Annotated in this window: 7 protein-coding genes; 5 read left to right on the plus strand and 2 right to left on the minus strand. The window is 60.8% G+C overall.

Translation table 11 applies throughout. The features are described from left to right. Positions 1-33: 33 nt before the first annotated feature. Both DOM36_RS10470 and DOM36_RS10475 read right to left on the minus strand, forming a co-directional pair. Positions 34-1629: a solute:sodium symporter family transporter gene (locus tag DOM36_RS10470; protein WP_075569916.1), complete on the minus strand. Its 1596-nt coding sequence runs from the start codon at positions 1627-1629 to the stop codon at positions 34-36. 262 nt (positions 1630-1891) lie between these two features. Beyond that, positions 1892-3448: a glucosyltransferase domain-containing protein gene (locus DOM36_RS10475; protein WP_110643064.1), complete on the minus strand. Its 1557-nt coding sequence runs from the start codon at positions 3446-3448 to the stop codon at positions 1892-1894. Positions 3449-3761: 313 nt separating this feature from the next. Here DOM36_RS10475 and DOM36_RS10480 point away from each other — a divergent pair, with 313 nt between their 5' ends. The 5 genes from DOM36_RS10480 to DOM36_RS10500 all read left to right on the plus strand — a co-directional run bounded on the left by DOM36_RS10480 (position 3762) and on the right by DOM36_RS10500 (position 12235). Then, positions 3762-5345: a glucan biosynthesis protein G gene (locus DOM36_RS10480; RefSeq protein ID WP_232823794.1), complete on the plus strand. Its 1584-nt coding sequence runs from the start codon at positions 3762-3764 to the stop codon at positions 5343-5345. After that, positions 5338-7836, plus strand: a complete 2499-nt coding sequence (mdoH, locus tag DOM36_RS10485) for a glucans biosynthesis glucosyltransferase MdoH (protein ID WP_075569914.1) — start codon at positions 5338-5340, stop codon at positions 7834-7836. The genes DOM36_RS10480 and mdoH overlap by 8 nt, the downstream gene beginning before the upstream one ends. Positions 7837-8000: 164 nt before the next feature. Then, entirely contained in the window at positions 8001-8243 is a 243-nt protein-coding gene (locus DOM36_RS10490; RefSeq protein ID WP_071233199.1) for a GlsB/YeaQ/YmgE family stress response membrane protein, read from the plus strand. 161 nt (positions 8244-8404) lie between these two features. Beyond that, a complete protein-coding gene (locus tag DOM36_RS10495; RefSeq protein ID WP_110643066.1) occupies positions 8405-9685 on the plus strand; it encodes an acyltransferase in 1281 nt (426 codons plus the stop codon). A 138-nt stretch (positions 9686-9823) separates the two neighbouring features. After that, entirely contained in the window at positions 9824-12235 is a 2412-nt protein-coding gene (locus DOM36_RS10500; protein ID WP_110643067.1) for a DUF1266 domain-containing protein, read from the plus strand. Positions 12236-12412 lie beyond the last annotated feature (177 nt).

A 12412-nucleotide genomic window follows, 5' to 3' on the forward strand; every position in this document is an offset into this window, starting at 1 on the left:
AGAAGCGGGGCGGCGGTCATGCGCAAGGTCGGTCTAGCCGGCGAAGGCGAAGTAGATGGCGAAGACCAGAATCAGCAGCACGATCGCTACCGGCACCGCTCCTTTCCAGGGCGTCAGATCGACCGCCTTGACGTCCTCGTGGACCCAAGCTTCTCGGCGCGGCGCGATCCTGCCGATCACTAGCATGCCGAGCACCAGCACCACGAAGACGCCGGCCACGAAATGATACTGGTTGGTGATCTCCAGAATGCCATTGAAGGGCGGTACGAAGTAGCCAGCCGCAATCATCACGATGCCGCCGATCAGGCCAAAGATGGCAGCGGACTCCGGCACTCGCTTGGTCAGCAGACCCACGATCACCACGGCGAGAATCGGAATGAAGTAGATCGCATTCATCGTTTGCAGGTAGTCGAAAAGACTGTCCTGACCGGCCAGCAGCGGGGCGATCACCATGGCTGCGACAGCCATCACCCAACCGAAGATCTTGCCGGCGTTGACCACCTGCTGCTCGCTCGCTTCCTTCTTGAAGATCCCTTTGTAGATACCCAGGCTGAAGAGCGTCGTGGTGCTGTTCAGGGCCGAATTGAACGACGACAGGATGGCGCCGACCATGACGGCGGCGAAGAAGCCGGTCAGCCAAGGCGGCAGCAGATGGAAGACCAGGTAGCCATAGGCCTGATCGCCGGCGATGCCTTCATCGGCATAGAGCTGGTAGGCGATGATGCCCGGGAGCACCAGATAAAGCGGGCCGAGCAGCTTCAGGAAACCTGTCAGCAGCACGCCTTTCTGGCCTTCGGAAAGGCTCTTGGCGGCGAAGGTACGCTGAATGATCTGCTGGTTGGTGGACCAGTAGAACAGGTTGATCAGGAAAACGCCGGTAAACAGTGTCGGCCAGGGAACCTGCTGATCCGGCCGACCCAGGGAGTTCAGGCGTTCAGGCTGGGCCTGCTGGATAGCCTGCCAGCCGGCAGCGATACCGTTGCCGTCGCCGGCGGCGTTGAGACCTAGATAAACGATCAGGAAACCGCCAACCAGCAGGCCGATGGCATTGATGGTATCGGAGACGGCGACCGTTCGCAGGCCGCCGAACAGGGCGTAGATCGCGCCGATGATGCCGACACCCCAGACTGTCAGCCACAGCAGCGTGGTGCTGGACTCGATACCTGTGAGTACCGGCAGATCCAGCATGCCCTGAAGACCGACGGCACCTGAGTAGAGAATGATCGGCAACAGGATGACCGCGTAGGCGACCAGGAAGATGACGTTGCAGATCAGTTGCGTCGTCGGACCAAACCGCTCCTGCAACAGTTGTGGAACGGTGGCGATACCGCTGCGCAGGAAACGAGGCAGAAAGAACAGCGCCAGCAGCACCAGAGCGACGACGGCAACGACTTCCCAGGCCATGACGCTCAACCCGTCGGAGAAGGCTGCGCCATTCAGCCCGACCATCTGTTCCGTCGAGAGGTTGGTCATCAGCAGAGAGCCCGCGATCAGCGGGAAACTGAGGCTGCGCCCGGCGAGAAAGTAGCCGCGCGTATTGCTGAGATCGTCACGGTGAGTGATACGCCAGGTGATCAAGGCGACCAACCCCGTAAAGAACAAAAACGAGATCAGAGTCCATGCATGCATTGGAAGGTGTCCTTGTTGAATGCATCCCGGTGGCGGCTCTCCAAGACGCCGCCGCCATATTACCCCGGCAGTTTCAGGTAACTGGCGTCAAACCGCCATTCGCCATTTGTCTGACATAGCTCGTCCAATGTTTAGGCGTTTGTGGATTTTGAGCTTGGGCGTTTGTGGATCCCTCGAGGTCAAGGCACGTCGAGAGACCAGCTATCGCTGATGGCGCGGTCGAGAGATCGATCATCGAAAAGATGACGCTGCCAGGACCGGCTCAGTCGTCGAGCGGGAGTTCCGTCGTCGTCAGGGTGTGGTGACAGGGGGACTCGAAGGAGACCACGTAGCTCTGCTCGAACCGATAGAGCGTGTACCAGGCGCGTCGGGCCAGCGGCGTCAAGTCTCGGCATTGAACTTCGAAGCGTCGGCGCAGCGCCGGATTGTCCCCCAGTTCGAAAGCGGAGGAGAGTCCGCGACGATAGAGATCCTGATAGCCCCACCAGTAGCCGTTATCGAGATAGGGGCGAATCAGCTCACCGAGCAGAGGATGTACGGTGATCGCGCTGCGCGTCGCGCGCGTGAGGGGCAAAGACCCTTCGATGATCAGCGCTGCGGGAGAAGGCTGCGTGGCGAGATCGTCGATCAATCTCATCGAGACGTCGTCGGCGAAGAGCGCCTGTTGGCGCTGTGCGTTGCCGTAGGCGTAGGCGAGGGTCAGTGGCGTGCCGAGCGCCACCACCACGAGCGGCCAGCCCAGCAGCGACCATCCGGCGGTGGGTCGGCGTGATCGCCACAGCCAGTGCAGCGCACAGAACAGCAGGCCGGCATATACCGCGCCGAAGCCCATCATCACCCGGGGTTGCCAGATGGGGCTGGCGAGCGCCGTGAGAAAACCCAGTCCGCCCATGGGCAGACAGGCCAGCACCAGGATCATCACCGCCAGTCCGACAGCGTTGCGCTGTCGAACCGCGGCGATCACCAGGCCGAGCGGCACCACGACAGCCAAGCCGAGGAACAGCCACCCGGTCGGCGGATCCAGCATGCTGGCGACGTAGTGCCAGAACCGTCCGGTCTGAGCGACCAGATGCAAGGGCAGCTGGTCGAGCGGCGCCAGTTTGCTGTGCTGCACGCTGTAGTCGCCGGCAATCAGCAGCGCGGAGACGAATTTCGATATCATCAGTGCCATTAACCCCACGGCCAGGGCGCCCAGGTGTCGGGGCCAGTCCGGTCGGCCCTGATGGGAGACGCTCAAGAGGACGTGAAACGCGAGCAGGACAAAGTAGACGTTGGCCGCGGGCTGGTAGAAAAACAGCGATGCCAGGATACCGGCCCCACCGGCCAGCCAGCGAAATCGTGCCTGCCAACGCTGGTGCTCGCGGGGATTCAGGGCGCAGGCAATCCCGGTGATGGCGCACGCCAATGCCAGCGCCATGGGCATCGCGTCGAAATGATAGGAGAGGTTTTGTAGGAAAAACGGCTGTACGACCAGAATCAACATCGCCAGCCAGGCATAACCCGTATCAAATGCCAGCAGGCGGCGGCGCCACAACAGAATCGAGGAGGCAACGGCAGCCAGCCCCAGCCATAGCGGCAGCGGCGCGATATCGGCAAGGCGCGGGCCACCATTGACGAGCAGGGCGAACAGGCTGGAGAGCGGGCGACCATTGGAGACCCACCCCATTTCCCCATGAAAGCTCCGCCAGATATCATCGCGGTAGAGGCGTTCAGCTTGGGTAAGGGGGTAGCTGAAAATGACCAGATACGCCATTATGCCCAGCCAACGACGTACCCCGGCCGCCATGATCGCTTGATTGAGGTACGATTCGATACGCATTCGTCGGCCTCGTCCATCGGTGAACCGGGTCTGCACTAGCGGAGCATGAGTGAACAGCGCGTCAGCGCAATCCGAGGCCGGCACGGTGGTCTTTCCGTGTCCGTAGTGTAGCGTATGCTAGACTGCGGCAGTACGAAGCACGGAGGCTTCGCTATCTCGTCGTCTTTCATCGTGAGTAGCGTCCGCGCGCTGGGTTCCAGTGACGTGGTCAAATTGGCTCAGTACGGCTAATCATCTCAGTATCGGTATGTACGGCCTTGAACGCTTCGAGCTCGTCGATATCGGCCAAGATAGTTATGACAGGAGTATGAGTGTGAGTGCATCGATCCGGCGGAGTAACCTTGAAAAACGCAAGGCGCTTCTTCCGGTAGTAGCCCTGACCGGGTTGCTGCTCAGCGGTATCGCCCAAAATGTGTTGGCTTTTGGTTTCGATGATGTCGCGAAGAAAGCCGAGGACCTTTCAAAGCAGGGTTATAGCGAACCCGAAAAAAACCTGCCGGACGCGCTGCGTAATCTGGATTATGGCCAGTACGAGCAGATCCAGTACAAGCGTGACCGGGATGTCTGGAGCGGGGACGGGGTGCCTTTCACCCTGAGCTTCTTCCACGAAGGCATGCACTACGACAGCGCTATCCAGCTCCACAGCGTCGACGATCAGGGCGTGCACGATTTCACCTACAAGCCTGATGATTTCACCTACGGCAATCTCGATCTGCCGGATGGCGTCAACGATGATGAAAACCTGGGTATCGCGGGCTTCAAGGTCAATTACGCCCTCAATCAGGCGGATCGTAAAGACGAGACGATGGTTTTCCTCGGCGCAAGCTATTTCCGCGTCGTAGGTAAAGACCAGGTCTATGGGGTTTCCGGGCGCGGTCTTGCCATCGATACGGGTTTGCCCTCCGGCGAGGAGTTCCCGCGGTTCAAGGAATTCTGGGTCGTGAAGCCGAGCCAGACGAGCCAGTACCTGACGATTTTCGCGCTGCTGGATTCTCCCAGCTTGACCGGCGCCTATCGATTCGTCCTGCGCCCCGGCGCCGATACGGTCGTCGACGTCAAATCCCGAATCTTCCTGCGCCGTTCCGTCGAGAAGCTCGGTGTGGCGCCGCTCACCAGCATGTACCTGTATGGCCCGGAACAGCCTTCGGAGACGGTGAACTACCGCCCGGCCATTCATGACTCCAACGGCTTGCTGATCAGCGACTCCCAGAGCGGCTGGACCTGGCGTCCGCTGGCCAACCCGGCGAAATTGATGATCAACGAGCAGGCAACGCCACGCCTCCGTGGCTACGGCTTGATGCAGCGCGGTCACGATTTCGATAGTTATCAGGATCTGGACAGCCGTTACGACCTGCGTCCGAGTGCCTGGGTCGAGCCGCAGAACGAATGGGGTGCGGGTAAGATCGAGTTGATCCAGATTCCGACGCCCAACGAAACCAACGACAACATCGTCTCGATGTGGTTGCCGGAAACCGCGCCGCAGCCTGACCAACCGTTGGACTACGATTATCGCTTCACAGTGACCAAGGACGAAAGTCGCTACCTCGACCCATCGCTGGCGTGGGTCGATCAGACCCGTCGTTCTCGCGGCGAGGTGCGTAAAGACAACCTGGTTCGAGAGGCCGACGGTTCTCTGGCTTTCGTACTGGATTTCGAGGGTCCCTCGCTCTCCGGACTCGATGACGATGCCAACCTGAGCGTCCAGGCCAGTGTCGGCGACAACGGCGAGCTGGTAGACAGTCACGCCGAGCGCAACACCGCGACCGGCGGCTGGCGCGTCTTCGTCAAGATCAAGCGCAGCGACAACGCGAAGCCGCTGGATATTCGCGCCTATCTGAATCAGGGCGAGAAGCGGGTATCCGAAACCTGGTATTACCGGCTGCCTGCCAATGGCTGAAGCGACGCCCGCCTCACGGATGGCGTCGGCCGAACACTACCTGGAACGGCTGGCGCTGGAAGCCCAGAGTCGTGACGAGCGGCGTAAGCTGCTCTCCAGCGACCTGGACACTCACGACATGGCATCGCTGCATGCGGCGTTGGGCGGTGGCGAGGTCGATGACGACGACCCGGCCGCCAGTTCGGTAGGACGCCGGCTGGCTCTTGCCTATGCGGAACCGCCGCTGGCACCGCCCGAGATCCTGAGCACCGATGCGCACGGGGTCACGCGCGTAAAGACGGCCCCGCCGCTGAAACGGACGCCCTTGGCACCGGAAGCATGGTCGACCAACCCCTTCGTGCGGTTCGGTCAGCGCTCCAGGAGCTGGGCTGGCCGCGGTTTCCGGCGTAAACACCGCGAGAGCAAACCGGCGCCACGCTGGCAGATGATCGCGAGTGCCAGGCGCTGGGTGCTGCTGGTGCTGATTTTTGGCCAGAGCATCATCGCCGCCAACCAGATGCGAACGGTGTTGCCGGGACAAGGGCAGCAGTGGCTCGAGATTGCCATTCTCTCGTTGTTCGTCCTGCTGTTCGCCTGGGTGTCCGCGGGGTTCTGGACCGCGTTGATGGGCTTCTTTCAGTTGCTTCGGGGGCGTGACCGATACGCCATCGATTCCGAGGTCGGCGATGAACCGATCGCGGAGGAGGCGCGCACGGCGTTGCTGGTGCCTATCTGCAATGAAGACGTGCCACGCGTCTTCGCCGGTGTCCGGGCGACCATCGAATCGATTCGCCAGAGCGGCAACGGCCGGCATTTCGACGTGTTCATCCTGAGCGATACATTCGACCCCGATATCGCGATCCAGGAAACCCACGCCTGGTTGGCTTTGTGCCGGGACATGGAAGCTTTCGGGCAGGTGTTTTACCGCCGACGTCAGCGTCGCGTGAAACGCAAGAGCGGCAATCTCGATGACTTCTGCCGGCGGTGGGGCGCGCTCTACCGCTACATGCTGGTGCTCGACGCCGACAGCGTCATGAGTGGCGCCTGTCTGACTCGTCTGGTCCAGATGATGGAGGCGCATCCGGATGCCGGCATCGTGCAGACGGCACCACGTGCCTCCGGACGCATGAACCTGTACGCACGGATGCAGCAGTTCGCCACCCGTGTCTACGGGCCTCTGTTCACGGCCGGCCTTCACTTCTGGCAGCTGGGTGAATCGCACTATTGGGGGCATAACGCCATCATTCGCATGGCACCTTTCATGCAGCACTGCATGTTGGCGCCGTTGCCCGGCAAGGGGTCGATGTCCGGGGAGATTCTTTCTCATGACTTCGTCGAAGCGGCGCTGATGCGGCGTGCCGGCTGGGGTGTGTGGATCGCCTACGAGCTGGAAGGAAGTTACGAGGAGATGCCGCCGAACCTGCTCGAGGAGCTCGGACGCGATCGCCGTTGGTGTCACGGCAACCTGATGAACTTCCGGCTGTTTCTGTCCAAGGGAATCCATCCGGTGCATCGGGCCGTGTTCCTGACGGGGTTGATGTCCTACATCTCGGCGCCGCTCTGGTTTCTGTTCTTGGTGTTGTCGACGGCACTACTCGCCGTCCACACCCTGAGTACGCCCAACTATTTCCCGGAGCCGGGGATGATGTTCCCCGTGTGGCCGCAGTGGAATCCGACGCTTGCCGTCGGGCTCTTTGGCGCGACCGCGACGCTACTGTTCCTGCCCAAGGTGCTCAGCGTGATCCTGGTGTGGGTTCAGGGGAGTCGCCAGTTTGGCGGACCGTTCAAGTTGCTGGCGAGCATGGTGCTGGAATCCCTGTTCTCGATGGCCTTGGCGCCGGTACGCATGCTGTTCCACACCCGCTTCGTGCTGACCTCGATCATGGGCTGGGCGATCCAGTGGCGATCACCGTCCCGTGAGAACAGTGACACGACCTGGGGGGATGCGATTCGCAATCATTGGAGTCAGACCGTCATCGGTGCCGTCTGGGCCGTGGGCGTCTACTTCATGGAGCCAACCTTTTTGTGGTGGCTGTCACCGATCGTGGGCGCGATGATGATATCGATCCCGGTGTCGACGCTATCGAGTCGCGTGTCTCTGGGTAGCGCCTGCTTCCGAGCCAGGCTGTTCCGAATTCCCGAAGAGACTCATCCGCCGCGGGTGTTGCGTCGGATGGTGCGCTACTTGGGGAGAATGAACGCGGCCGCGCCGACGCCGAACTTCATTCAAGTCGTGGTGGATCCGGTATCCAATGCCTTGGCGACGGCGCTGGGCACTTCGCGTCATGCGCAGGCTGCCCCGCTGAAGCGCAGGCGCCACGAGCGCGTGACACGGGCCGTCACGCAGGGACCGGCATCGATGAACAATCTCGAACGCCTGGCATTCCTGGACGACCCGGTAATGCTGTCTCAGCTCCACTGGAGAGTTTGGGAAGATGGCGATGCCCATCGCTCCTGGCATCAGCATGGCCTGCCGTCGCGGGCATCCCTGCGGGTACCGGCATTCGGTTGATCATGAACTCCGGGAGCACGTGACTGGAGAACGGGCCGGCAACATCCGGCCCGTTTTTCGTCGCAGTCTTCGAAGATTCATCGATTGATGACTACGCTTAAGCAAGGCAGCGTTAACAACGCATTGTCGACTGTTCACCCTGAAGGGAATCAAGGAGTAAGACTATGGGCTTTATCTTGTGGCTGATTATCGGTGGCATCGCTGGCTGGATCGCCGGGAAAGTCATGCGTGGCGGTGGTTTCGGTATCCTGGGCAATATCGTCGTCGGCATCGTCGGGGCCGTGATCGGCGGTTTCCTGTTCAGTCTGCTGGGACTGTCGTCGAACGGCCTGATCGGCTCTCTGGTCGTTGCGACCATCGGTGCCATCATACTGTTGTGGATCGTGGCCAAGGTCAAAAAAGCCTAGGCGAGTGCCGTATCGATCGACGCTCAACACAGAAAGCCGCGCGATTGCGCGGCTTTCTCGTGAAGAAAACGTACTCGACGATACTGTTGAAACTCGGCGGCACGTTTAACCAACGGAATCAGGTACACTAGCGCCTTTTGACGGCCAGAGATCTGCAACGGATGCCTGATTCAACGACCGCCACGCGCAAAGAACGCTTCATTGGACTCGAATGGCTGCGTTTTCTGCTCGGCCTTTATATCGTCATCTTCCATACGCTTCATAACTATCCTTCCATACGCGATTGGTCTCACTACGTGACCGATATCGGGTTTTTCTCGACCAGTGCCTTCTTCGTGCTGTCAGGCTTTCTACTGACGCACGTCTATCTCGATTCGTCGTATCAGATGCGCGAACCGCCCAGAAGCTTCTGGCTGAAACGTTTCTCGAATCTCTATCCCATCCACATCGGGTCGCTGGTTCTTGCCATGACAGTCTCGGCGCTGGTCGGCTATCTGGCGATTGCGCCGGGGGACAGTGATATCTCGCTGCAATTCGTGGTCTACGACGTCAACAACGACATCGGGCAGCTCGACTGGAAAAGCCTCAATCACACCATGGGGTCGCTGGAAACCGGCATCAATCTGCTGCTCAACCTCACATTGTTGCATGCGTGGAATCCTCTTTACCTGACCTTCAATCCGCCCTCCTGGTCGATATCGGCACTCTTTTTCTTTTATCTGACGTTCCCGTGGCTGGCGCCTCGACTGCGCCGGCTAGCGCACCCGCGTCGCGCCATGGTGCTGGTCAACCTGATCTACCTGATCCCGCCGCTGTATGTCATTCTGACGACGGATTACGGTGTCCCGGAAACCGGCATCCTGCATCGCAACCCCCTGATTCGACTGCCCGAGTTTGCCGCCGGTATTCTGCTGTGCACGTTCTACGCGCAGCGCAAGGCGCAAGGACGGCTGATGTCGTTCTCCCAATGCTGCCTGACGCTGGCGGTGGTGGCGGTCAGTGTCGTTCTCGCGGTCTACTTGCTGGGGTTGGGCCACGCCTGGTACTACGCGTTGCACAACGGTCTGCTGCTACCGGCCCAGCTGGCGTTGATCTATGTGGCGGCACATTGGGGTGAGCCCCGTAGTCCTCGGTTGATGCGTTGGGCGTCCCGGCTGGGGGGCGCCTCGCTGCCGATGTTTGCGCTGCATGTCCCGCTTTATGCGGTGTTCTCGCGCGTCGAGCGGGTAATGTCCGGCGAGCCTGAACTGTGCTTGACGGATTTTCAGGGCTGCCTGGCCGCGGCGGGGGAGTTGCATCTCTGGCTGTATCCGCTGTTCCTCTTGATGACGGTATGCTTCTGCGTGCTTTTCCAGGAACAGTTCGTGGTACGCGTCAGAAAATTCCTGTTACGTCATCTGCTCGGCAGCACATCGCGTTCCCATACCGAGAAGTTGAGCTAGATCTCCCCGCCGTTCCGCCGTGCGCCGAGCCATCGGCGCACGCCGACCTTTCCGGTATACTATGCCGCCGCACGCGCCCTGCCACTGAGTCATTCCGGCAGGTAGGCGCAAGCCGTTTCTCCTTGCACGAGGTCTCTCTTGAGCGAACTTCTCGTCCCGTGGTGGGCTCAGCAACTGACGCTTTGTGGTTGGCCCCTTGTCAGCGATCCTCGCTTCGCACTCAGCGCCGATCAGGCGTTCGAGCGCTTGCTGTCGCTGGGCGTCGGTGGGCGTGACGAGTTTGCATGGCGCTTGTGGGAAGAGGCTGCGAGTACGGACGGTCTGCCGCTTTCGCGCTTGGCAGGGCTCGAACTGCTTGCGCTGGGCAGTGTGGTCGGATGGGTTCCTGAGCGTACCGATGAAGCCTGGCTTCTCGCCTTGGCGAGCGACATCGTGAAGAGCTTTTCGACGCTCAAGGCCTGGCTGCAGGCGCTGGCGCCTCTGAACGATCCGGCACTGGACGCCGCCGGGCAGGAACTGCTGGTTCGGGAACGTCAGCAGCGAGGCGTTTCCTGGCTGAAGCTTCGACACCGTCTGGGATCGACCGAGGCAGTGGTTCCGCTCTGGCCCACCGATTTGTGGCGGGCCAGGGCCGCCATGGCACCCGTGCTGGCCTGGCCAGTCGAATCTTCCTCTGATGAACGCCGGCAGCATCAAGCGTTGCTGCGTGAGCAGGGAGAGGTCAATGGTCGGGATGAGCTCAAGTCCCTGTTGTTCTGGCTCGCCGGCCAGGGTCACCGCTACGGCTGGGAGATGGATGCGGTTCGAGTCGCGCGGCAGGGCCCCGAAACTCGTGCAGAGTGGTTGTCCGGGTTGAATGACCAGCAGGATTACGGCCGGGTGTTGCTACGTTTCCTGGATGATCAGGAGCCGTCGGACTGGGCCGCGTGGGACTGGCTTCGGCTGGTCGATCAGGCTTATCTCGGCTACTGCGCCGGTTGGCTCTCGGCATCGGAGGCGGAGAGTTTTGCGGCCCATGCGATCGATCTTTTGCAGCAGCGCTATGCTGACTGGGAAGCGATTGCGCAGGCTTATCAACGCGGCCGCAGCCTGTTCGAAGGTCGCGACCTGCGAGACAGTTTCGAACGGGATTGGGCCGATCTGCTCGGCGCTGCTGTCACTCCTTGGAAGATGCCATTGTCCCGAATCCTGGGAGATGAACAGCGCCAGGCAGCGCGTGAACTCGTCCGGCAGCATCGTGAAGGGGCCGGCAGTTGGGTTTTGACCGTTGCCTCGATTCGCGATCCCGATCTGATCCATCGTCGACATCTCGATGAGCCGCTGGGACAGGCGCGAATCCAGGATGCCGAACGCTATCTCGAGGATGTCCTGGGATTGCGTTGCGAGGAAGGGGCCGCGGGGCTGGCCCGATTCTGGATGCCGGCCCAGGCCCACCATCTCAATCAATTGGCTGCCGATTCTCGTCATATCGCAGGCCGCAAGCTCCCGCGGGGCTCGTCGCAGCGACTGGCCGCCTGTGCCGATCATGCGGCGACGATCTCGATGGCGGAAAAATATGCGTTCTATCTGGTGATGGCGTCCGACAGCGGCCGCTATCCGGCTACAGAGATCGAAGCGTTGGCGCAGTCGCTATGTGACGTGCTGAGTCGCTTCTATAGCGATCCGTTGCGCATGCTGTCGGCGTGGCATGCCTGGGAAATCGTATTGAGTCAGGATGAGACGCCAGACGAGGTCTCGCTGGCGGACGACATCGCCTGGCATCGTCGCGATCCGGGATCGCCGTTCCACTGGCTGACGCCGTCTCGGTCACTGACTTGGCTGGAGCCGGGCGTGAGGCCGACACTGAGGCGGTTCACGGCGATATCGCTGGCGGGCCCGCTCAACGAGGCTCTATGGCAGGCGCCGCAGCCTCTGGCGCCGCAAGATCAGGAGGCGCTGGGAGAGTGGATAGAGCATCAGTATGCGTTGCAGGGGGCTCGCGGCCTCGTCGACTTTCTGGACTTTCTCGTTGAAGCGGGCGATCGCCAGGACTATCAGGTCAACTACGCGCCCTACACTCTGAACCGAACCCGGCTGAAAGCGGAAATCGCGATCCTTGAATCGGGTGAGTGCGCAGAAGAGGATCGGGTGCATCTTTTGCGGCTCAAGCATGTAAGGGATAACGCCTGTCACTGTAACGATCAGGACATGACGGCCTGGGATATCGCCCAGTTGGTCGATCTGGCATTGGCCGGGCGTCAGCTCGACTGGCTCGACGAGGCGCGGCTCTCCCGCTATCTGGATACGGCATTGCAGCTGGCGGAGCGCCACTACAGCAGCTGGCAGGACTATGCCGAAGGACTGTACAGCGGGTTCGGATTTTTCATGGACGACACCCCCGAGCGCGAGGCGTTTCTGCTGCGTTTTCGGGAGGCGTTGACTGCGTGGCTCGAGGCATCGCCTCTGTTGGCCGGTGCCTGGGCAAGCCTCGATTTCCCCGGCTGCGCCATGACTCACTGGACATCGTTCCATGTCGATATCCTGCCGGGTGAGTCCCGCCAGCTGCATTGACGCGGTTTGTTGATCAACAGCTCTCGCCAAAGCGGTTTTAATGACATATGATTCCGCTGTGCTACGCCCGCTGCCAAGTGAGGTCGTGGCTTTTTTCTGTCCGATTATCAGAGCCGAATACAGGCCGTTCTGGCGGTGACACCTCGTCGAGGTGTGTCACCACCACAGCGACTCCAT

It is taken from the genome of Salinicola sp. CPA57, assembly GCF_003206035.1.
Taxonomy (GTDB): domain Bacteria; phylum Pseudomonadota; class Gammaproteobacteria; order Pseudomonadales; family Halomonadaceae; genus Salinicola; species Salinicola socius.